Raw genomic sequence first — 23,077 nt, 5'->3', positions numbered from 1 at the left:
CCGCGGGTTTTTTGACCAGCAAGCAGCTTTCGCCGCTGACTACCTTAGTGCTTCAAGACTTCCGTTGCACCGGCGTCTTTGCCAGGTTCAGCCGCTGCGACAGGCGCAGCCGGTTTCGGCTCTTCGTCCGGCAATGCCTGAGGCACACGTTCGAGCGCCAACTCGAGTACTTTGTCGATCCACCGGACCGGCACGATTTCGATCGCGTTCTTCACGTTGTCCGGAATTTCCGTCAAGTCCTTGACGTTTTCTTCCGGAATCAGCACCAGCTTGATACCGCCGCGATGCGCTGCCAGCAGTTTTTCCTTCAGGCCACCGATCGGCAGAACTTCTCCACGCAACGTGATTTCGCCCGTCATCGCGACATTGGCGCGGACCGGAATGCCGGTCAGCACCGACACCAGCGCGGTTGTCATCGCGATACCGGCCGAAGGACCGTCTTTCGGCGTCGCGCCTTCCGGCACGTGGATGTGAATGTCCTGCTTCTCGAACGCTTCGTCCTTGATACCCAGACGGCGCGAACGCGAGCGGACCACCGAGCGCGCAGCTTCGACGGATTCCTTCATCACGTCGCCGAGCGAACCCGTGCGGATCACATTGCCCTTGCCCGGCATCACCGCGGCTTCGATGGTCAGCAAATCGCCGCCCACTTCCGTCCACGCGAGACCCGTGACCTGGCCAACCTGATTTTCCTTGGCAGCCAGACCGAAGTCGTACTTGCGTACGCCAAGGAACGTGTCGATATTGCTCGCGTCGACCTTCACCGCGCCTTCCGCCTTCTTCAGCAGAAGCATCTTCACGACCTTGCGGCAGATCTTCGAAATTTCACGTTCGAGCGAACGCACGCCCGATTCACGCGAGTAGTAACGAATGATGTCGCGGATCGCGGATTCCGTCACATCGACCTCGCCTTCCTTCAGGCCGTTGTTCTTCTTCTGCTTCGGCAACAGGTAACGCTGCGCGATGCTGACCTTCTCGTCTTCCGTGTAACCCGACAGACGGATCACTTCCATCCGGTCAAGCAACGGCGGCGGAATGTTCAGCGAGTTCGAGGTCGCCACGAACATCACGTCCGACAGATCGAAGTCGACTTCGACGTAGTGATCGGCGAACGTATGGTTCTGTTCCGGATCGAGCACTTCCAGCAGCGCCGACGACGGATCGCCACGGAAATCCTGGCCCATCTTGTCGACTTCGTCGAGCAGGAAGAGCGGATTGCGCACACCGACCTTGGTCAGGCTTTGCAGGATCTTGCCCGGCATCGAACCAATGTACGTACGACGGTGACCGCGAATCTCGGCTTCGTCGCGCACGCCGCCAAGCGCCATGCGCACGAACTTGCGGTTCGTTGCACGAGCGATCGACTGACCCAGCGACGTCTTACCGACACCCGGAGGCCCAACGAGGCACAGGATCGGCGCCTTGACCTTGTCGACACGTTGCTGGACCGCGAGATACTCGAGAATGCGTTCCTTCACTTTCTCGAGACCGAAGTGGTCTTCGTCGAGCACGCGCTCCGCATTCGTGAGGTCGTTGTTGACCTTGCTCTTCTTGCGCCACGGCAGGCCGATCAGCGTATCGATGTAGTTACGCACGACCGTCGCTTCAGCCGACATCGGCGACATCAGCTTGAGCTTCTTCAGCTCGGAGTCGGCCTTCTTCTTCGCCTCCTTCGGCATGCGGGCAGCCGTGATGCGCTTCTCGAGTTCCTCGAGATCCGCACCTTCCTCGCCTTCGCCCAGTTCCTTCTGGATCGCCTTGACCTGTTCGTTCAGGTAGTACTCGCGCTGGCTCTTTTCCATCTGGCGCTTCACACGCCCACGGATGCGCTTTTCAACCTGCAGGATATCGATCTCGGCTTCGAGTTGCGCGAGCAGATGCTCGAGGCGCTCGATGACCGGGAACATTTCGAGGATGTGCTGCTTCTGGTCGAGCTTGAGCGGCAGATGCGCCGCGATCGTATCGGCCAGACGGCCAGCCTCGTCGATGCCCGCCAGTGACGTCAGGATTTCCGGCGGGATCTTCTTGTTCAGCTTCACATACTGGTCGAACTGCGACACGATCGCGCGGCGCAGCGCTTCAGTTTCAGCGCTGTCGGCGTGGTCGGGTTCGAGCGGCATGACTTCGCACGAAAACTGCGTTTCCTGCTCTTCGATGGAAAGCGTTTTCGCGCGCTGCAAGCCCTCGACGAGCACCTTAACGGTGCCATCGGGCAGCTTCAGCATTTGCAGGATGTTGGCAACACACCCTACTTCGTACATGTCCTTTTCGGTCGGCTCATCTTTCGCAGCCGTTTTCTGGGCGACGAGCATGATGTGCTTGCCGCCTTCCATCGCTGCTTCGAGAGCCTTGATCGACTTCGGGCGGCCTACGAAGAGCGGAATCACCATGTGCGGGAAGACGACTACGTCACGCAGCGGGAGCAGCGGGAGCGTAATGCGTTCCGGCGGAAGGAGTTGGGTTCCTGACATTTCATTTCCCCATGAGTGGAATCAGTTCGTTCGATAGGTGAGGCCAGCAGAAAAGATTGCAAGCCTCCGCGTGTGGGAAAAGTTCAGTGACTCCGAAGGTTCAGTGACTCCATAGTGAAAACAACAATCCTGACCACACGATAAACGAAAAAAGCCGTTCACGTCGCCATGAACGGCTTTTTTTGCAGAACCCGAAAGCCGATCAGTTCGAACCCGCCACTTTGGGCGCGTCTTCGTAGATCAGTAGCGGCTTGCCGTCACCGTCAATCACGTTGTCGTCGATGATGACCTTGCTAACGCCTTTCATCTGCGGCAAATCATACATGACGTCAAGCAACGCCTGTTCCAGGATGGAGCGCAGACCGCGAGCGCCCGTCTTGCGACGAATCGCCTTACGTGCGACAGCCTGCAACGCAGCCGGGCGAATCTCAAGCTCGACGCGTTCCATATTGAACAGCTTGTGGTACTGCTTCACCAAGGCATTCTTCGGTTCGACGAGGATCTTCATCAACGCCGTTTCGTCGAGCTTGCCGAGCGTAGCCACCACCGGCAGACGGCCGATCAGCTCAGGAATCAGGCCGAACTTGATCAGATCTTCCGGCTCCACTTCGCGCAGCACTTCGCCGGCGTCGCGGTCCTGCTTGCTCTTCACGCTCGCACCGAAGCCAATCCCGGTCTTCTCAGTACGGTCGACGATGACCTTCTCCAGGCCATCAAACGCGCCACCGCAAATAAACAGAATATTGGTGGTATCGACCTGGATGAAGTCCTGATTCGGATGCTTACGGCCACCCTGCGGCGGCACCGACGCCATCGTGCCCTCAACCAGCTTCAGCAAGGCCTGCTGCACGCCTTCGCCCGACACGTCACGGGTGATCGACGGGTTGTCGGACTTGCGGCTGATCTTGTCGATTTCGTCGATATAGACAATGCCGCGCTGGGCCTTGTCGACTTCGTAATTGCAGTTCTGCAGCAGCTTCTGAATGATGTTCTCGACGTCTTCGCCGACGTAGCCGGCTTCCGTCAGCGTCGTTGCATCGGCAATAACGAACGGAACGTTCAGAAGGCGTGCGAGCGTCTGCGCGAGCAAGGTCTTGCCAGAACCGGTCGGGCCGATCAGCAGGATGTTGCTCTTGGACAGCTCGATCTCGTCTTTCTTATCGAGATGCTTGAGGCGCTTGTAGTGGTTGTACACCGCGACCGCGAGAATCTTCTTAGCGCGTTCCTGACCGATCACATACTGGTCGAGGATTTCACGGATTTCCTGCGGACTCGGCAGATCGGACTTGGACAAGCCCGCCTCGATGCCCGCCCCTGCAGCCTCATCGCGGATGATTTCGTTGCACAGGTCGATACATTCATCACAGATGAACACCGACGGGCCGGCAATCAGTTTTTTGACTTCATGCTGGCTCTTGCCGCAGAACGAGCAATACAACAGCTTTTCGCTGTTAGAACCTTTCTTGTCCGCCATAGATGTGCGAGCCTCCGGACACTCGATTACATGATACGCCGTTTGCCCCTGCCTCGCGATTTGCGCGCGGCGGGGCTTGAGCCAGGATAACGGCGTTTGCCGCAGGCGCTCGGACGAGTCTTGATTATTTCACAACCGATCCGATGACGGTCTCGCCCCGTTTTGGGACGAGGCCGCACCGGTTCAAGGACGCTTGTGCGCCACCTGATCGACCAGACCGTAAGCTTGCGCGTCATCGCCGGACATGAAATTGTCCCGGTCGGTGTCGCGTGCGATACGCTCGACCGGCTGGCCGGTGTGGTGCGCGAGCAGATGATTCAGCCGTTCCTTCAGGTACAGAATTTCACGCGCCTGAATTTCGATGTCCGACGCCTGGCCACGCGCGCCGCCCAGCGGCTGGTGAATCATCACGCGCGAATTCGGCAGCGCAAAGCGTTTACCCTTCGCGCCGGCTGCCAGCAGGAACGCGCCCATGCTGGCCGCGAGGCCCATGCACAGCGTCGAGACGTCCGGCTTGATGAACTGCATCGTATCGTAGATCGCCATCCCGGCCGAAACCGAACCGCCCGGGCTGTTGATGTAGAAGCTGATGTCCTTGTCCGGATTTTCACTTTCAAGGAACAACATCTGCGCGACGACGAGGTTGGCCGTCTGATCGTTCACTTCGCCGACCAGGAACACGATGCGTTCCTTCAGCAGACGCGAATAGATGTCATACGAGCGCTCACCCCGGCCACTCGTTTCCACGACGATCGGCACCAGTCCGAGCGCCTGCGCTTCGAGATCCCGGGACGACTGGGAGGTCAACGTGTCCAGCATTTGGGCGCGAAAGGTCATGCAATGGATCCTTGTCTGGAAATATTCTAAATATTAGATGCTAGACAGGTGCGGCCGACAAGCCCGTATTCAAGTGCGCGATCAGTGCGGACGCGGTGTGCAACGCCGTGCAAAACGCAACGCACTTTCACAGCACAAAAAAACGGCGTGCGGGCCGTCGCTCCGACAGCCGGCACGCCGTTACAGCGACGCTTACGCTTGCGCCGTTGCGCTTGCCAGTTCTTCGAAGCTTACTTCCTTGTCCGTCACCTTGGCCTTGCTGAGGACGAAATCGACGACGTTGGCTTCAACGACGTACGCTTCCATTTCGGCAAGACGCTGCTGATTGGAATAATACCAGCGGACGACTTCCTTCGGGTCTTCGTAGCTTTTCGCGAATTCGTCGACTTCGGCACGAATCTGCTCCGGCTTCGCTTGCAGCTCATTAGCCTTGACCAGCTCAGCCAGCACGAGGCCCAGCTTGACGCGACGCTCAGCCTGTTCCTTGAACATTTCAGCCGGGATCGGTGCGTCAGCGGCGTTCGGCACGCCACGTTGCTCGAGGTCCTGACGGGCCATGCCGACCAGGCGTTCCTGATCTTGTGCGATCAATGCGGTCGGCACGTCGAGTTCCGAGATCTTCAGGAGCGCGTCCATGACCTGGTTCTTGACGATAGCTTGCGTGCGACGCTTCGCTTCGCGCTCGAGATTGTCTTTGATCTCAGCGCGCATCTTGACCAGATCGCCGTCTTCGATACCGAGCGACTTCGCGAATTCACCGTCGATTTCCGGCAGGTGCGGCCATTCGATCTTCTTCATCGTGATCGTGAATTGCGCGGTCTTACCAGCGACGTCCTTGCCGTGATAGTCAGCCGGGAAAGCCAGATCGAATTCTTTCGATGCGCCGACCGCGAGGCCCAGCGCTGCCTTTTCGAATTCCGGCAGCATGCGACCTTCACCCAGCACGAATGCGAAATCGTCAGCGCTGCCGCCCTGGAACACTTCACCGTCGATCTTGCCGACGAAGTCGACCGTCACGCGGTCGCCGTCTTTAGCCGCCGTGTCCGCGCCGCCGTCGCCATGCTCGCCGGCTTCGCCGCGAGCGTGGAAATGCACGCGCTGCTTGCGCAGGATGTCCAGCGTGCGGTCGATTTCCGCTTCGCTGATGGTGGTCGTAGTGCGTTCGATTTCAGCCGTGGCGACGTCGCCCAGCTTCACTTCCGGATACACCTCGAACGTCGCGTCGAACGCGTAGTCGCCTTCAGCAGCGTCGGCCTTCGGCGCGAAGCTCGGCTGACCGGCAACGCGCAGGTTTTCGGCGCGGCTGATGTCGAAAAACTCCTTGCCGACCTTGTCGCTCAGCACTTCGGCTTCCACCTGGCCCGAATACTGTTGCGTCACCATCTTGAGCGGCACCTTGCCCGGGCGGAAACCCGGCATGCGCACGTTCTTCGCGAGTTGACGGATACGCGAATCCACTTCCTTCTGCACGGCGTCCTTCGGCAGGGAAATCGTGACGCGGCGTTCGAGCTTGCCGAGGTTCTCAACAACGTTAGCCATGGCTTCAATCGTCCTAAAATTATTCGAGCGAATCAGTTATCTTCTCCGTGCCGCTTTTCGATGTCGCGTTTGCGTCGTCTGGCATCGATTGCGCGCCTGCGCCGCGGGCTTGCAGGCCGCCGGCAGCACGGTTGGGTCCAAAGAGCCGAATATTTTAGCAAACTATTTGCGCGCTTAGCCGGGATTCGATGATTGCGCGCGTTTTTATCGGAGTTCGGGCCGCTTTCTGCGCTGTTTTTCACCTGTTTCATGCTTGCTTTGTGGCCGCTTGGTGCTGGCTTTGCGCCCAGTCCCCGGCCAGTTTCCAGATTGCTTTCCGCAGTCTGACGATTCATTTCGTCGACGCCGCTTCTGTCGGAAGGCCCCGCATGGCCGACAGCGCCGCGTTTGCCGCGCGTGCTCCCACGCACGATCGCCGCACGCGCTGTCACGGACGATCCCGGCTATGCCGTTCGACATATTCAGTCAGCGCGCCCATGCTGATAAGCTAACGGACGCGCTCGGGGCTGCGCCTGCATTCTTCATATCGTCCGCCCTCGCAACGATCCTAACCATTCAGAGACACCATGCCGAATTTGCCGTCCTCGCCTGTCGTCGTCATTGCTCCCGATTCCTTCAAAGGTTCGCTCAGCGCGGAACAGGTCGCGCAGGCGATTGCGTCCGGCATCCAGCGCGCCCGGCCCGACGCCAGCGTGCGCATCTGCCCGATGGCGGACGGCGGCGAAGGCACGCTCGACGCCATGCTCACGAGCGGCGGCGAACGCCGCACGCTGAGCGTCCGCGGCGCGGCCGGTCCGGTGCGCGAGGCACTCACCGGTCTGCTTGCTGATGGCAGCGCGATCATCGAAACGGCGGAAATCGTCGGCATTACCGATCCGGTCGGCATGGGCGTGCCGGTCGAAGCGCGCAGCACGCGCGGCATGGGCGAAGCGATTCGCGCCCTGCTCGACGCGGGTGTGCGGCGCTTTTTCGTCGCGCTCGGCGGCAGCAGCACGAACGACGGCGGCGCCGGCTTGCTGGCCGGCCTCGGTCTGAAACTTTTCGACGGAGAAGGCAAAGAACTCAACGCAACGCCCGAACAACTCGCTCGCGTGACGCGCCTCGACGTGTCGCAACTGGACGCCCGCCTGGCAGACACGCAGTTCGTCGGCATGTCGGACGTGGACAACCCACTGACCGGCGATCACGGCGCGACCGCGGTGTTCGGTCCGCAAAAGGGCGTGAAGCCGGAACAGGTTGCCCCGATCGACGCCGCCCTCGCCCGCTTCGCCGATCTGCTCGAGGCGGCGCTCGGGCGCACGGCACGCGACCTACCCGGCGCGGGCGCGGCCGGCGGCCTCGGCTTTGCGCTGCACATGCTGGGCGCGCAATTCGAGCCGGGCGCGGAAACCGTCGCGCGGCAGATCGGACTGGACGCGGCGCTTGAAGGGGCGAACTGGCTGATCACGGGCGAAGGCCGCTCGGACGTGCAAACACTGCACGGCAAGGCACCGTTCATCGCTTGCCGTCATGCACAGGCAGCGGGTGTGCCGGCCACGCTACTCTCCGGCGCGGTCGACTCCGCAGCGCTGCCGCGCCTCGCCGAACACTTCAGTGGCTGCTTCTCGCCGGCCCCCGGCCCGATCACCCTCGAGGTGGCGATTCGCGACGCGGCGCGCTTGCTGGCCGACGAGGCCGAGCAATTGACGCGCCTGAAATACGGCGCGCGTTGACCGGCAGGACGGTTGCGGCAACAATCAGAGCGCCGCGACCGCTCCACTCATCACGGGAAAACCATGAAGGATTCCGCCAAAGCCGGACTCGAGCAGTTCCTCACGTATCGTCTGCATGTGCTGAACAAACTCGCCGAGCGTGGCATCAGCGAGCGCTATCAGGACAAGCTGGGCGTGACGTTGCCTGAAGCGCGGGTGATTGCGTCGGTGGGCTCGTTCGGACCGTTTTCGATCATGGAACTGGCGCGGCACGCCAACCTTGACAAGAGTCAGGCGAGCCGTGCGGCCGAGGCGTTGATCAAGCAAGGACTGGTGAAGCGCGAGCCGAGCGCCGAAGACGGCCGCGTCGTGCTGGTGTCGCTGACCCCGGAGGGCCGCGCGCTCTATCGCAAGGTGATGTCAATCGCGCGTAAGTGGAACGGGGATATGTTCGACTGCCTCGACGAAGAGGAAAAGCTCGCGTTCGGCCATGCGCTCGACAAGATCATCAACACGATGTCGGAGCGCGAGGGGTAAGCAGCGGCGCGCAGCCGCGGGTCGCACGCGCTACGCAATTTCATGGCGCTTTGCGATTTCTCCGAGCGATGCAACTCTCCGTACTGCGCGATTCCTCGCTTCGCTGCCGCGCAATCCCTCGTGCTGAAGTCAGTTCTTTCCGGTGCTTTGACTGTCAGCGTCGGCAGAACCTGCATCTTTCACCGTAGCACTCGCTGCGCCTGACCCGCCCGGCACATCACCGGCCAATCCATCAACGCCGCCCACGCCATCCGCTCCACCGCCGCCATCGGCCGCGCCTCCAGCCGCACTGCTGCCAGCCTGGACCTGAGCGCCACGCGCAAGCCGCCAGGCAATTGCGCCGAGCGAGCCGACGGCCAGCAACAAGGCTGCCCACAACATATAGCGCCGCATCGCATCGGGGTCGTTGCCCGACAACCGCGTATCGGCGTCCTGCTCAACGGATAGCGCCTCGCCCAGCCGCGCCGCGACGGCGACCGACGAAGCGCCCACCAGCAGATCCGCCCGGCTTACCGCCGACGACACCGCGGCCGCACTCCCCACCGCCAGCGTAAAGGGCGCAGCCCCGCGTGCGACGAAAGTGAGTGTCGCCGGACGCCAACCCGCGGCGACGGTCAACGTGCCGCTTCCCAAACCACCATTACGCGTGTCGACCACCACGCGCCACTGACGGTCCGTGTCGGCCGCCATTTCAAGCGATGGATTGCTTTGCTCCACCGTGCCGTTGTGCAGCCGAAACAGCGTCGCGCTCGATACTTCTCTCCAGGGCGCCTCGAGTCCCGCACGCGAGTAGACGACAGCGGGCGCCACGGTATTCGGCTGCGGCAGATTCAGGCGCAAACGATCGACGGGATAAGGCCCGCCGGTCTCGAAGAAATACTCGCCGGGTTTCGGCCCCGCACGGGCAACGATGCCTTCACGCCATTGCCGCTGGTTATCCGCACGTTGCGCATGATCGGCGCTGGCCGCCTGCACCTGAGCGTCGATCGACTCGATGTACGGCGCGCCGTCGAGCCAGCGCAAACGCAGGTAACGCGCGCGCATGCCGTTGAGATCGATGCGGTCCTGGCTCAGCGTGCTGCCGTTATAGCTGACCTTGAGCAGTTGCGCCTCGCCGGCGGGTTGCCAGTTGCGCAAATCGTCACTCGATTCGACGTTGACACGCCCCTGGTAGTTGTCGTCACGCACGTGGACGACCAATGCCTCTACCCGAGCCCCCGCCCGCGCCTCGCGCGCGACATCGATCAGGTCGGCGTCATCTTCCGCGCGGCCCGGCGGGGCCGCAGTCGCGCGCAGCGACCCATCGGCGGCAATCGTTATGCCGAGTGGCGCGCCGGTGCCACCGGGCGCAGGGGGCGGCATGGGGAACCAGCGCACCGGACGCAACGTGGACGGCGCGCGGGAAGGCTCACGGGGCGTGTCGAGCGAATACGGCACGGGTTCGCCGGCGCCATTGAACACGCGCACGTCGCCGAGATCGCTGCGCTCGCTGGCGGCGTAGACGGCAGCCGGAAGCGTCACGCTGTAATAAGCGGCGCCGCTTTCGAGTTCGAGCGCAAAGCGCTGCGCAAACCGATCGGCCGCGACCGCCACCGTCGACACCCACACCGACGAGATCGCAAGACACCACCCCGTCACTATCAAGACACGCTTCATGGCTCAGTTTCCAGAACCGCCACCTTGGGCGGCAACGGCGAGAAGTAGCCGATCAGCAGCAGCATCAGCCCGATACCGATGAACGACACGATCCGCTCGATACCCGTCACGTGCGACAGGTCGAACAGGAACAGTTTGACGACGGTCGCCGCCAGCAGTCCGCCGCCGATGAACCAGAATAGCCGGCGGGCCCGCCGGGTCGCCCAGATCATCATAGCCAGCGCGCAGACCGTCCAGAATACCGATACTGAAGCCTGCACAAGCATCGAGTGTGACATCTCATCAAGCTGATACGGTACGCCAATCCAATGATGCAGCGTACGCAGCAACAGTGCGTTGAACCACAGGAACAACGTGGCGAGCACCGCGTAGTCGAAAGCCCGCGGATGCCAGTACACGCCCAGTGCGCGAAGACGCCGCAACCACACGGCGCAGGCGATGAACGCGAGGATCTGCGCCACATCCAGCGGATTCGCGATCGGCAGCCAGAAGAGCGGCGCGGCACTGCCGTCGCTCGTCACACTCGCGATGCCCCACAGCCACAGCAAGGCGGCGAGCGGCGCCGCGGCCCACACCTGATAGGCCACGACGAAGCGCGCGACCGGCCAGCGCAAACGATGCCCGACGCCGGCCACCAACAGCAGCAGAACGCCGAAGCCATAGGCCCACGCGCTCCAACTCCATGCGCCTTCCGGCACGTAGGCGCGCAAGCTCCAATAGCCTTCGAGCGCAACGAGCGCGCCGGCCGTCCAGAACATCAGCGTATGCAGTGGCGCGAGCACGCGATCGCCGACTTCGCGCTGCTGACGCCACAGCAGCAAGTAGGCCGACACCGCGACGACCGCGCAAACCAGCCAACCGTAACCGCTGACCGGCGCCATGCTCAACATGAACAGACTCAGCGTCAGCAGAGCGAGCACCGGTACGAGCGCCAGGGCCGGCAGTTCGGCGAGCGGCCAACGCAGCTTGCGGTGTGCGCCGTGAGCGAGCCACGCAGTGAGAACAGCGAACAGTGCGTCAGCGGCAGTCTCGAAACGATCGCGATCGTACGCAAGATGAGCCAGAGCGTACGCATGGATTTCGTGGAGGCCACCGATGGCCCACCACAACAGTCCCCATACGCCAGCCACGAGGCCGATCTGCGGCATCCACGCGTGCCACGCGCCCGCTTCGCTGCGTCCATGCAACCGCCATCCGGTGAAGATACCCCCAACCGCGATCAGCACGGTCGCGATGTACGCGCCGTTCAGGACCGGCCACGCATGCGCGCCGTCGATCTGTGCGAACGTGCCGACGACATACGCGCCCGCTGCGGCCAGTTGCATCAGCAAACCAAAAGCGAATGCGGTCAGGCGCCGCTGACGCACGGCAAGCCACATGATCGCGGCGCCTTCGATTGCCCAGGTCGCGCTCGTGGTCGGTCCGGTGAAAGCGAGCGGCACGGCGAGCGTGGCGAAGATCACGGCCAACGCGAGCATGGCCTCGAACATCATATTGAGGCGCACGCGCCGCCGCGCCAGCCAGCCCGCGATCGCGAGGTAGAACGCGGCCAGCGCCACCGCGCTCCACGCCAGACCGAATTCGGTGCCCCTCATCAGCGCAGCTTGCAGACCGATCGCGACAAGCGGCGTGCCGAATACCAGCGTGCCGTCGACGTAATGCTTAAGCGCGACCTCGCGGCGCACCGCGTAGAGCAACGCGATGCCGACATACATCAGGAAAAACAGAACCAGGAACGGCTCGGTGCTGGCAAGCAACTCCGGCCGGTAAGCCGTCACGCCCCACACTGCGCCGATCGAGAACGTGAACACAAAGCCAAGCAGATTCAGCGGCCGCCACGCCTTGAACCAGGCAATCGCGGAAATGCCTGCGTTGAGCAACGCGTAGTAGCTGAACAGGATTACGTGACTGCCGCCGCCCGTCGACAGGAGGAGCGGCGCGAGAAAGCCGCCCGCGCTGCCCATGAAGGCCAGTGACGACGCGCTCTGCCGCACCGCCAGAAACGCGCTCAAGCCGCAGATCGCGATCATCAGCGGCAAGGCCGCGCCCGCCGGCAGCAAATGGTAGAGCTTCGTTGCGGCGAACACCGTCAGATAGAGCGCACCGACGCCGCCGCCCTGCAAGATCAGCCCGTACGCGCCGCGGCGCCCACCGATGCGCCAGCCGAGCCCGAGCAAGGCGGTCGCGGCAAGCGCAACGCCGGCGAGGCGGAATTCGATCGGCAGCACGCTGTTGTCCGCCGCGTATTTGAGCAGGAACGCAATGCCGAAGAACAGCACGATGATGCCGACCCGCACGACCGTGTTGCCACCGAATAGCCAGTCGCGACCGCTTTTGATGAGGCGTTCGGCGAGACCGGGACCACGCGGCGGTACGGGCGGCGACCGTGGCGCGGACGGCCGTTGCGCGGGCAGCGGCGGTTCAGTGGAAAGCGATAGCGGCAGCGATGAATCAGCGGACGGCGACGACGACGCCGGGTTGTGTGGCGAAACATTCAGAGGATTCAGTGCGGCCGGCCCACCGGATGCAGGCGATTCGCCCGACGCCGACGGCGTGACCGCGTTGGCGCTCAACGTCGAGCGCACGGCTGCCGGCTGCGCCGACGTTGCCTCAGACTCGCGGTGCGGCATCTGTTCCGCAGCGGGCGGTATCGCGTACGGATGCGGCGCGACATCGCCTGGACGCAGTTTGGACGTCGCCGGCTCGCCATCCACGCTCCCGCTCGCCGATGCACCGGTGACGCTGGCCCGCAATTCTCGAATCTCACCGCGCAGCACGACGATTTCGCGCTCGAGTCGTTCGACGCGCGCGGCCAGTTCGCCTGAAGGGCTGCCGGCTGGTTGGTTCAAGTTGTCGAACGCCGCCGGTTTGGGTGCGGGTTCATTCGCGACGCGTGGGGACTTCTTGTGCAGCAGACGGGCGAGCGCAACGCCGGCCACCCCACCCATCAAGGCACCGAAAGCGATCGGAAAATCGTTCGACATGGCGGTCACTATCCCGATCACCGCGCCGATCACGGCAAGTATCACGCTCATCGGGCCTCTCTTTTATTGTCTTCAGCTGCGAGATCCGTTTGCCGCACGGGTTAATCCGAGACTATTGCATCAGCAATACGGCAAAAATCGGCGCGCAGAATACCATGTAAGTCGAGTTTTGAACCACGCTTTTGAACCCTTGTGCGAGCGAAGCAGAATGGTGATGTTTATTCGTCGATGCATATCGATTTTTTCTGACTTTACACGGCTTATTTTCACAGGATTAATCAGTGTGCTGCCGACGATGAGCGCGAGCGCGTTCGCGCGGACGCACCGACCAGTATGGTTCGAACACGTGCGCGCCACAACCCGGCCAAAGCGGACCCAAGCAGCCATTTCTAACTCCACGCCTCCAATATGCCCAGCGTCCGGATTAACAATCCACGCATACCATGCATCGCAACGGATACCACGTAATTTCGGGCACAGCTTGATGAACACCCGATTGGCTGGACAAATCCAGCGGCGACGCTCAGCTACACCAACTGCATATCGTTTAATAGATTAACTGCGCTAAAGCCGATCGCCTCGCTTCGAGCATAGCAGGCCCGGCCAGACCCCTGCGTTCGCGGCAACCCGCCAACCATGTCAAAATTCGGGCTCGGCCAACAGGCCTTCGATCACCCACATTTCATCCAGGGACGTTTCAGTGGACATCAACAAACAGGTAGCGGCCCTCACCGCATCAGAACTTCAAACCGCCGGCGCGAGCCAGGCAACGGCGATCGCCGTCAGTGTGCTGCTGCGTCATCTGCGCTCGCCTGAACTGGTAAAGCTGTTGTCGTCGGCGTTCGAAAACCACCAGGCGGTCATGTTGCAAACGCCGTGGCCCGATCCGATGCTTCAGGCGTTCGAATCGACCCGCCGCTTTCTCGAAGGCGCCGCACAAGCCGAATTGCCAGGCACACAAGCCGAACAGCAATCGCCCGCGCCGGACGCCTGAGCGCTGCCGGGCACGCACGGCCCGGCGCAAGTCACGCGAAAAACAAAAAACCCCGTCAGTCCGAAGACTTAACGGGGTTCTCTGCGACATACGAATGGTGCGAGGGAGGGGACTCGAACCCCTACACCCTTGCGGGCGTCAGGACCTAAACCTGGTGCGTCTACCAATTTCGCCACCCTCGCAGCCGGACAAGCTTCAATGCCTCTTGCCCGATGTCCTGCCTGCTCACGATCGCGTTAAAAACCCGCGTCCGAAAGCGTAAGCGCGAGATTCTAACCGATTGATTCGCGCTTGTCTGCATTTGCTCACGCATCGACCCGAGGGGCGTCGATGCTACAATTTTTGGCTAAACGCGCGCACCGCGCTCCTCTTCGCCTGCCCTTTCCCACATTCCAATCCTGTGAATTTCGACGAATACTGCCAGCAGAAAGCGGCCCCGCCCGGCTCGAGCACTTACTATGCACTTCGGCAGGCGCCCGCGGCAAGCCAACCGGTCCTGACCGCGCTCTTCGCGCTGCGCCGCGAGTTCGAGGAAACCGTTAAAGAAACCAGCGATCCGGCCATCGGCCGCACCAAACTCGCGTGGTGGCAAAACGAACTCGCCGCGCTGGCTTCGGGCTCGCCGTCGCATCCGGTTTCAAAAGCGCTGGCGGCCTATCTGCCCGATGTGCAGGCTGCGTATCCGGAATTGCAAGCGTTGCTCGCCGGTTTCGAAATGGACCTCGACCAGGCGCGCTACCTCGACTACCCGAATCTGCGGCGCTATGTGCAAGGCGTCGGCGGCACCTTCGCGTCGCTGATCGCGCGTGCTACGGCGAAAGACGGCGCACAGGCGTCAAGCTGGTCGGCGCCGCTCGGTGAGGCGCTGCAGCTTGCGCAGTTCGTCGTCGAAACCGGCAATGATGCGCGTCACGGCCGCATCTATATTCCGATCGACGAAATGCAGCGCTTTAACGTCACCGCTTCGGACCTGATCAATCGGAAATATTCCGATGCGTTTACCGAGCTGATGCGCTTCGAGACCAAGCGGGCCCGCGATGCGTTGCATGCAGCGCTTGCCGCCCTACCCGCGCATGAGCGCCGCTCGCAGCGCACGCTGATCGCGCAGGCGGCACTGGCCTTGGCGCTGCTGGATGAAATCGAGCGTGACGGCTATCACGTGCTGCATCAGCGCATCGCGTTGACGCCGATCCGCAAACTCTGGATCGCGTGGCGCGCCAGATAAGCGCGCGACGCCACGGCCGCCACCTCATGCCAAGGAGCAAGCTCCACTCATTATCAGACGCGTAGTAACGGCAGCGGCTCGAACCGCTGCTGCAGGATCGCGGATGCGTCGAGCCCCCACCAGGGCCCAAGCACGGTTGCGTAGAGTTGTTGGAAATCGACGCCAACCGGCAAGTTGCCATTGCCGTCGAGCCGCGCGAGCACCGGCGGCACACCGTACAAGCCACCCCGCACTCGCCCACCCATCACGAAATGCGGCGCGACGGTGCCGTGGTCGGTGCCGTTGCTCTGATTCTCACGCGGACGCCGGCCGAACTCGGCATAGGTCATCACCAGCGCCTCGTCCCAGCGGCCGAGTTCCACCAGCGCCGACTTCATCGACGCAAACCCTTCGGCCAGTTGCTTGAGCAGCGCCGCCTGCTGACCAGGCTGGTTCTGATGCGTATCGAAACCGTTCAGCGTCAAACGGATCACCGCGACGCCCTGCCCGCTCTTTGGCTGTCCTTGCGCCGTATCCCCCGCGGCGAGCACCTGCATCGCCGTCTTGATCGAGCTGCCAAACGCGCCGCCGGGGAACGCGGTCTTCAATTGCGCCTGAGCTTGTGTGGGACGCAGGCGGTCGGCGGCTTTCACAATGTCGTTCTCGACGTCGAGAATGTGCGCCAGCTCCGGATTACGCTCGTGCAGCGACACCGGCGCAGCAAGATGCGAAGCCTTGACGAACTGCACCGGGTTGACCAACGCGATCGCGCGTGCGCCGTTGGCGAGCGGTCCCATTTCGGCGCTGCCGATCACCACGCCGTCAGCGACAAAACCAGCGGGCACCGGCGCCTGCGCGAATGCACGCGTGAGCCAGCCCTCGCGCAGATATTGATCCGAACGCGACGCGGTGTCCCAGATCTCGATCGAGCGGAAATGCGACAGGTTCGGTTGCGCGTAGCTGACGCCCTGCACGATCGCCAATTGCTGGCTTTGCCAAAGCGGCATCAGCGGCTGCAACGACGGATGCAGCGCGGTACGCTCGTCGAGTTGAATCGCCTGCTCGCGTTTGATGCCGATGTTTTTGCGCAGCTGATAGTAAGCAGGATCGGCAAACGGAATCACGGTGTTCAAACCGTCGTTACCGCCCTTCAGTTCGACGAGAATCAGCAGGTTGCCGTAGCCGCGACTCATTGGCCCGCCCTGGGCTGCCGCCTGCGCGCCGAACGCGCGTGGCAACCAGAGCGTCGCGCCGGCGGCGGCGCCCATCGAGAGAAAGCTGCGTCGTTTCATCCTGCACCTCGTTCGATTGTCATGGCCTGCGGCTTGCCGCTGTCGGCGGACCATTTATTTGCGCTGCTGATCTGGGTTAAACGGTTGAGCGGCTCAATTCCGCCGCCTGTCCCAGTTGCTCACTTCAGCTGATAAGCCGGATCCATCAGCAACGCCTCCAGATAAGCGCTGGCGGTCGAATCGGTTTCGATCGCGTCGACCGGGGTGAGCGGCAGGACCGCGTGCTGCAACTGAAGCTCCGCCGAGAGCCCCGGCTTTGCCGTCGGCGCGGTGTTGTAATGCGCAAGCCATGTGTCGATATCAAAGCGTACGCCACCTTGGCCGGTCTGGCCGACACGCGCGGTCGCGCGCTGCATCGGCGGCATCGCCTGCATATTGCCGGGTGCGCCGCTCGCCGCGCTCTTCGTACTCATCGGATTGTTCATGCGCCGCGGACCGGCGGTTTCAGTCGCGCGAAACAGTTGCTCGACGAATTGCTTACGTGCAAGCAGTGTCGAACTATTGATCCAGATTGTGCCGCCCGGCCATCCTTTGACGTTCGGCGGGTAGAACAGGTTCTCGCCGAGCGTGCGGATCTGCGCGGCGAACGGCGCCGTGTTGTCGTAGCCGATGTCGAACGTGCGCAGTGTCCCGACCACGAATTCAGCCGGCGATTTCACCAGGACACCGCGATCGCCGTCGTCCCAGAACGCGTCGCTCATGAAGAGGGCGCGCAGCGCGACCTTGATATCGTAGTGACTCGTGCGGAACTGCGCGGCGATCGGCGCGATGCGAGCGGGGTCCGGGGTGTCGGAGACGAACTCGCGCCATAGCTTGGTCGTGACGAAGGTCGCGGTTTCCGGTCGTGCCAGCAGGATGTCGAGCACCTGATCGCCGTCGAACGGGCCGGTTTGACCGAGCACGGTCTTGTCGCCGTCGTCGTGCTGGTTGGCACGCCACACGTACGCCTGCGTGTCGGGATCGAGGCTCCACCCCGTGTAGGCACGCGCTGCTTCCGATACGTCGCGCTGCGTGTAGTGCCCTTCGCCGAGCGTGAACAGCTCCATCACTTCACGCGCGAAGTTTTCATTGGGCTTGCCCTTGCGGTTGCTCGCGCCGTCGAGGTATTGCAGCATCGCCGGGTCTTTCGCGACGTCGTGCAACAGCTCGCCGAAGTTGCCGAGCGCGTCACGCCGCAACAGCATGTTCTGTTGCGCCATCTGCTGCGGATACTGGACCTTGTCCTGGCCTGACGTGAAATGGTTGTGCCAGAAGAGCGTCATGCGCTCGGTCAGCGGCGACGGCGTGCTCAACATCTCGCGCACCCACCAGGCACGTAATAGTTCGTAACGCTGGCCGCGCAGTCGCTGCTCATCGCGGCGTTGATCGTCCGTCCACGTCTTGCGGATGTCGCGTGTCGGGATCGGTTCGAGTACCCACTCCGGCAGCGGCGTGACGGCTTCGGTTCGGGCGGTTGCCAGCACCTTGTCGACCGCCTGCTCGCGCGTGAGTCCAACGTATTGCGTGACCTCGCTGCTATCGGGCGCAAAGCCGACGCGCGTCAGGAAGAAGCGCGCGTCATCGGCGTCGAGGATGTCCTGCTCGGCCGGGGAAACTGCAGACGCGGCAGCCGGCGCGCGATGCCTGGTGTGGGGAGGCGCGTTGGAGGCGCCTTGCTGCTCGGCCGATGCCGCCGCACACCACGTCACGGCCGCGAGCGCAGTGGCTGTGACTGCAAGCCATCGCCCACGATTACCGCCTGTCAGCAATTTCATCATCGATTGTCCGGTTGCGGGGCGTCACGGAAAGGCATTCGCGCAGGCAAAACGCGCTGTGCTCTGGCGACTCAACGGCAAACGGAGCAGCAAAGTTGACGGGGAAAGTGCAACGAAATCTTTCGCGCACGGGGAAGGCGCGACCGGCGTGCCCAGAGCGGGCACGGAAATAGCTAGCGTTTATAGAGTTCGCGGACAGCGTCTTCGATGTGCTGCCGTAACAGACGCCGTTCGTCGGGCGTCATGTGACCATCACGACGACGTTGATCAAGGTCGGGGGGAACTGCGGTGCGCAACATCACGTCTGATGCAGGGCGGTCGTTGTTGACGTTGGGGTTGCGGCGATTCGCTTTGGAGTTAGGCGGTCTCGGCGCGCGTTCGCTCGCAGCTCTGTCGGCCGAAGGCTGGGCGTGGGCGAGCGTTGGTCCTAGTGTGCCTGCAAGCGTCCCGGCTATCGCCAGTGCAATTACGCTTAGGCGCACATTCGGCCAAACCCCTCCCTTCATGTTGTTCCCTTCGTGGCGCGGCAACCGGCTACCTCAAATGCGTATACAAACCCCGGTAGCGAGCCGGGTGCGAGAGTTTTAGTCGAGTGAAGTATCCACCGAACAGCCGCATTCAGTAAAGGAGTCTACCTGCGCATGCTTTACGTCGTGCCACAGTGCGGGTAAATTTTGTAACTGACTGTAACCCGATAAATGATGCAACCGCGCGCTACTTTCTAATCGCGCTAAGATGCCGACCATGGAAACCAAAAACCCTTCGAAAATCCTCGTCGTCGACGACGATCCGCGCCTGCGCGATCTGCTGCGCCGCTACCTCGGTGAACAGGGCTTCAATGTCTACGTTGCCGAGAACGCGCCGTCCATGAACAAGCTCTGGGTGCGTGAGCGCTTCGACTTGCTGGTGCTCGATCTGATGCTGCCCGGTGAGGACGGCCTGTCGATCTGCCGCCGCTTGCGCGGCAGCAACGACCGCACGCCGATCATCATGCTGACGGCCAAGGGTGAAGACGTCGATCGTATCGTCGGCCTCGAAATGGGCGCAGACGACTATCTGCCCAAGCCGTTTAACCCGCGCGAACTGGTCGCGCGGATCCACGCGGTGCTGCGCCGCCAGTCGCCGTCGGAGTTGCCGGGCGCGCCGTCCGAAACCACGGAAGTGTTCGAGTTCGGCGAGTTCGCGCTGAATCTCGCCACCCGCACGCTCACCAAGGCCGGCCAGGAAATTCCGCTGACCACGGGTGAGTTCTCGGTGCTGAAGGTATTTGCGCGCCACCCGCGTCAGCCGCTGTCGCGTGAAAAGCTGATGGAGCTTGCCCGCGGCCGTGAATATGAAGTGTTCGACCGCAGCCTCGACGTGCAGATTTCGCGTCTGCGCAAGCTGATCGAACCTGATCCGGGCAGCCCGCGCTTCATTCAAACCGTCTGGGGTCTTGGCTACGTGTTCATTCCTGACGGTGCAGCCTGAGTTTGCTCTCACCTCTCGTTTTTGATTTCAAATAAGAAGGGCCCATGCGGATCGACCGGCGCCTCCTGACGCTCGCGTTCGGCGGCCTTTTCTGGCGGACCTTTCTGTTGATCGCTTTGTTGATCGCAGTCAGTCTCGCCGCGTGGTTTCAGAGCTTTCGGGTGATCGAACGTGAGCCGCGCGCACAGCGCGTGGCTTTGCAACTGGTCGCTATCGTCAAGCTCACGCGCACCGCACTCCTCTATTCCGATCCCGACCTGCGACGCGCGCTGCTGCAGGATCTGGAGAGCAATGAAGGGGTGCGCGTGTACCCGCGCGAAACCACCGACAAGTACAAACTTCAGCCCGACGAGTCGCTGAACCGGCTGATCGAACACGACATTCGCGGCCGCCTCGGCGACGACACGGTCATTGCACAGAGCGTCAACGACATCCCCGGCGTGTGGATCAGCTTCAAGATCGACGACGACGATTACTGGGTGGCGCTCGACCGCGACCAACTGGACAACGCGACAGGCTTGCAGTGGGCCGGCTGGGGCGTGTTCGCGCTGGCGCTATCACTGTTCGGCGCGGCATTCATCACGAGTCTTGTGAACCGTCCGTTCGCCCGGCTCGCCATGGCCGCGCGCAAGGTCGGTTCGGGCCAGTCGCCGGAGCCTTTGCCCGAGCGCGGCATGGGCGTGGCCGCCGAGACCAATCGCAGTTTCAACCAGATGGTGCAGGACCTCGAACAGCTCGAGGCCGACCGCGCGCTCATGCTCGCGGGTATCTCGCACGATCTGCGCACGCCGCTTGCGCGGCTGCGGCTCGAAACCGAGATGAGCCCGTCCGACCAGGCGACCAAGGATGCGATGGTCGACGACATCGAGCAGATGGACATGATCATCGGCCGGTTTCTCGATTACGCCCGTCCGGTGCAGCGCGTGCCGGAGCCTGTCGACCTTTCCGTGATCGCCGGCGAGCTTGCCGCGCGGATGCAAAGCGAAGACAGCATGCGGCTGATCACGCGCCTCGCGCCATCGGCGGTGATCGAGGCGGATGCGACCGACATGCGGCGCGTGGTTGGCAATCTGCTGGAGAACGCGCGCAAGTACGGTCTGAGTGACGGCGATGGCATACCGCACGTGATTCTGGAAACGCGGGTATCGCACTCGCGGGTCGAGTTATCGGTGGTCGATGAAGGGCCAGGCATTCCCGAAGATCAACTGGCGCTTGTCACACGCCCGTTCTATCGTGTGAATTCGGCGCGCACCCAGGCGAACGGCACGGGTCTTGGCATGGCCATTGTGCAGCGACTGGTAGGCCGGTATCGCGGCGCGCTGCGCCTGCGCAATCGCACGCCAGGCCCGGGGCTCGAGGTCACGATCGAGTTTCCGCTAGCAAAAGGCGCCTGATCGCAAGGGCCTTGCGCCGCCCATGCGACTGTCGACCGCGCGGTTAAATCGTGGCCACTCAGAATATTACAAAAACTATCGAACAGATGACGTCATAGCATCAAGGCAAAAAGTGCAAGGTACTCGTTGCGACGGGCTGATAGCGTCGGGCCTCAACAGGCTGTTTTTCCATCACACGAAGGAGCATTCGCATGAAAACCGTCGGCGATAAACTCGAAGCGTTCACCGTTACTGCAGCCAAGCCCGGTTTCAACCATTATGAAGAAAACGGCGTATCGGCGTTCGAAGAGATAACCGAACAATCGTTTCCCGGCAAGTGGAAGGTTATCTATTTCTACCCGAAGGATTTCACATTCGTGTGCCCGACGGAAATTATCGAATTCGGCAAGCTGGCCAAGGATTTCGAAGAGCGCGATGCGGTGCTGCTTGGCGGCAGCGTGGACAACGAATTCGTCAAACTGGCATGGCGCCGCGAGCACAAGGATCTGAACAAGCTGAACCACTATTCGTTCGGCGACGTGAAGGGCGAGTTGATCGACCAGCTTGGTGTACGCGACAAGGAAGCGGGCGTGGCGTTGCGGGCAACGTTCATTGTCGATCCGGACAATACGATTCAACACGTTTCGGTGAACAACCTGAACGTCGGGCGTAACCCGGAGGAAGTGCTACGGCTTCTTGATGCTCTGCAAACGTATGAAGAGTGTCCTTGCAATCGGGCGGTTGGTGGCGCAACGCTATAAGCTGTGTATTCTTGATCTGACTTTTTGGCCTTTCCTTGAATTCTTATTAGTTTATTAGTGTTGCCCCTGTGCGGGGCGATGCTCTCAACTTAAGCCCCAAAGAGCTTGTAAACGAGACATTGCCCCTGTAAACTTCATCGCATAACTCACTGATAAATCAACGATATGAACTCAAATACCAGCGTCTTCCCAACTCCTGGCTGAGTTCTCCGATTTCCTGTTCGATCCAGCGCTCGCTGAACGCGTGCGCCGCTCTCCCACCGCTTTCACCCGCAATCGCACACTGACATTGCCGCGCATGGCCGCGCTGATGATGTCGGGCATGTGCGCGGGCGTGCAGGCCGAACTCGATGGTTTGTTTGGCGAGCTGGGCGGGCGCGGCGGGCGCACCCGTGCGGTCAGTGCGCAAGCCTTCAGCAAGGCGCGCCGGGGGCTGTCGGCCGAGGTGTTCGAGCTGGCTCGTGCGCGTCTGATTGAGCTCGCTCAGGCACGCATCGACTCGATGCGCTGGAACGGCCTGAGGCCGGTCGCCGCCGACGGCAGCCGGCTTCGGGTGGGGACTCGCCAGGGCCATGACCTGCGCGCCGATCACTATGCATTTGCCCTGTTCCTGCCGGGGCCCGAGCTGACCTTGCACGCCGCGCTTCATCCCGCCGACGGCGCCGAGCGGCAGATGCTGTTCGAAGCGCTCGATGTGCTGCAGCCCCGGACCGATCTGCTGCTGCTTGATCGCGGTTATATCGGCAATATGATGGTGGCCGCGCTGGTGCAGCGCGAGATCGACTTCTGTCGGCGCGTGGATACCCGTGGCTGGACATGTGTGAGCGCATTTGCGCGCAGTGGCGAGGCCGAACGCGTCGTAACGCTGCCCGCGCCTAACGAACGGGATGCCCGCGACTATGAACTGGAGCGCCTGCCCACCACCGTGCGCCTGATCCGGGATGTCACACCCAGCGGGCGGGTGCGTGTACTGATGAGCTCGCTGCTGGACGGCGAGCGCTATCAGGCGGCTACTTTCGGCGAGCTCTATCATCGCCGCT

The 23,077-nt window shown here is 62.2% G+C and carries 17 protein-coding genes and 1 tRNA gene; 8 read left to right on the top strand and 10 right to left on the bottom strand.

Annotated features, from left to right (window positions below):
* Window positions 1–44: 44 nt before the first annotated feature.
* The 4 genes from lon to tig form a co-directional block, all read right to left on the bottom strand.
* Window positions 45–2,471 carry an endopeptidase La gene (gene lon / locus PQQ96_RS29620; protein WP_408299204.1) on the bottom strand — a complete coding sequence of 809 codons (2,427 nt, stop codon included), beginning with the start codon at window positions 2,469–2,471 and terminating at the stop codon, window positions 45–47.
* Window positions 2,472–2,673: 202 nt separating this feature from the next.
* Entirely contained in the window at window positions 2,674–3,945 is a 1,272-nt protein-coding gene (gene clpX, locus PQQ96_RS29615; RefSeq protein ID WP_020065906.1) for an ATP-dependent Clp protease ATP-binding subunit ClpX, read from the bottom strand.
* Window positions 3,946–4,128: 183 nt separating this feature from the next.
* Entirely contained in the window at window positions 4,129–4,782 is a 654-nt protein-coding gene (gene clpP / locus PQQ96_RS29610) for an ATP-dependent Clp endopeptidase proteolytic subunit ClpP (RefSeq protein ID WP_007182010.1), read from the bottom strand.
* A gap of 192 nt (window positions 4,783–4,974) precedes the next feature.
* Complete coding sequence (gene tig, locus PQQ96_RS29605) at window positions 4,975–6,321, bottom strand: trigger factor (protein ID WP_408299202.1); 1,347 nt, start codon at window positions 6,319–6,321, stop codon at window positions 4,975–4,977.
* 566 nt (window positions 6,322–6,887) lie between these two features.
* Here tig and PQQ96_RS29600 point away from each other — a divergent pair.
* Both PQQ96_RS29600 and PQQ96_RS29595 read left to right on the top strand, forming a co-directional pair.
* Window positions 6,888–8,033, top strand: a complete 1,146-nt coding sequence (locus tag PQQ96_RS29600; protein ID WP_408299200.1) for a glycerate kinase — start codon at window positions 6,888–6,890, stop codon at window positions 8,031–8,033.
* Between the two features lie 63 nt (window positions 8,034–8,096).
* Entirely contained in the window at window positions 8,097–8,549 is a 453-nt protein-coding gene (locus PQQ96_RS29595) for a MarR family winged helix-turn-helix transcriptional regulator (protein ID WP_408299198.1), read from the top strand.
* 129 nt (window positions 8,550–8,678) lie between these two features.
* Here the strand turns inward: PQQ96_RS29595 and PQQ96_RS29590 are convergent, their stop codons facing one another.
* Window positions 8,679–10,205: a DUF3999 domain-containing protein gene (locus PQQ96_RS29590; protein ID WP_408299196.1), complete on the bottom strand. Its 1,527-nt coding sequence runs from the start codon at window positions 10,203–10,205 to the stop codon at window positions 8,679–8,681.
* The gene (locus tag PQQ96_RS29585; RefSeq protein WP_408299194.1) at window positions 10,202–13,240 is read right to left on the bottom strand and encodes a DUF2339 domain-containing protein; all 3,039 of its coding nucleotides are present in this window, start codon (window positions 13,238–13,240) and stop codon (window positions 10,202–10,204) included. Before PQQ96_RS29585 ends, PQQ96_RS29590 begins: the two co-directional genes overlap by 4 nt.
* A 649-nt stretch (window positions 13,241–13,889) precedes the next feature.
* On the opposite strand from PQQ96_RS29585, the gene PQQ96_RS29580 reads away from it, so the two are divergent.
* Window positions 13,890–14,183, top strand: coding sequence for a hypothetical protein (locus tag PQQ96_RS29580; RefSeq protein ID WP_169488731.1), 294 nt, complete (start codon window positions 13,890–13,892; stop codon window positions 14,181–14,183).
* Window positions 14,184–14,278: 95 nt separating this feature from the next.
* Here PQQ96_RS29580 and PQQ96_RS29575 read toward each other — a convergent pair.
* Window positions 14,279–14,365, bottom strand: a tRNA-Leu gene (locus PQQ96_RS29575).
* A gap of 218 nt (window positions 14,366–14,583) precedes the next feature.
* Here PQQ96_RS29575 and PQQ96_RS29570 point away from each other — a divergent pair.
* Window positions 14,584–15,408: a squalene/phytoene synthase family protein gene (locus tag PQQ96_RS29570; protein WP_408299192.1), complete on the top strand. Its 825-nt coding sequence runs from the start codon at window positions 14,584–14,586 to the stop codon at window positions 15,406–15,408.
* A gap of 53 nt (window positions 15,409–15,461) precedes the next feature.
* Here PQQ96_RS29570 and PQQ96_RS29565 read toward each other — a convergent pair whose 3' ends face one another.
* The 3 genes from PQQ96_RS29565 to PQQ96_RS29555 all read right to left on the bottom strand — a co-directional run bounded on the left by PQQ96_RS29565 (window position 15,462) and on the right by PQQ96_RS29555 (window position 18,939).
* Window positions 15,462–16,679, bottom strand: a complete 1,218-nt coding sequence (locus PQQ96_RS29565; protein ID WP_408299190.1) for a DUF1501 domain-containing protein — start codon at window positions 16,677–16,679, stop codon at window positions 15,462–15,464.
* 119 nt (window positions 16,680–16,798) lie between these two features.
* A complete protein-coding gene (locus PQQ96_RS29560; RefSeq protein WP_408299188.1) occupies window positions 16,799–18,436 on the bottom strand; it encodes a DUF1800 domain-containing protein in 1,638 nt (545 codons plus the stop codon).
* 170 nt (window positions 18,437–18,606) lie between these two features.
* Window positions 18,607–18,939, bottom strand: coding sequence for a hypothetical protein (locus PQQ96_RS29555; RefSeq protein ID WP_408299186.1), 333 nt, complete (start codon window positions 18,937–18,939; stop codon window positions 18,607–18,609).
* A gap of 229 nt (window positions 18,940–19,168) precedes the next feature.
* Here PQQ96_RS29555 and ompR point away from each other — a divergent pair, with 229 nt between their 5' ends.
* From ompR to PQQ96_RS29535, 4 genes are all read left to right on the top strand, one after another.
* The gene (gene ompR / locus PQQ96_RS29550) at window positions 19,169–19,903 is read left to right on the top strand and encodes an osmolarity response regulator transcription factor OmpR (protein ID WP_006048917.1); all 735 of its coding nucleotides are present in this window, start codon (window positions 19,169–19,171) and stop codon (window positions 19,901–19,903) included.
* A 44-nt stretch (window positions 19,904–19,947) separates the two neighbouring features.
* Window positions 19,948–21,297, top strand: a complete 1,350-nt coding sequence (locus tag PQQ96_RS29545) for an ATP-binding protein (protein WP_408299184.1) — start codon at window positions 19,948–19,950, stop codon at window positions 21,295–21,297.
* A 191-nt stretch (window positions 21,298–21,488) separates the two neighbouring features.
* A complete protein-coding gene (locus tag PQQ96_RS29540) occupies window positions 21,489–22,037 on the top strand; it encodes a peroxiredoxin (RefSeq protein WP_408299182.1) in 549 nt (182 codons plus the stop codon).
* 298 nt (window positions 22,038–22,335) lie between these two features.
* On the top strand, window positions 22,336–23,077 hold a 742-nt coding region (locus tag PQQ96_RS29535), incomplete at its 3' end, for a transposase (RefSeq protein WP_408299180.1).

Origin of the sequence: Paraburkholderia sediminicola, assembly GCF_046027825.1 — a bacterium.
Classification (GTDB): Bacteria; Pseudomonadota; Gammaproteobacteria; order Burkholderiales; family Burkholderiaceae; genus Paraburkholderia; species Paraburkholderia sediminicola_D.
Note: the sequence above shows the minus strand (reverse complement) of the source record. Positions and strands in the feature narration are given on the sequence as shown.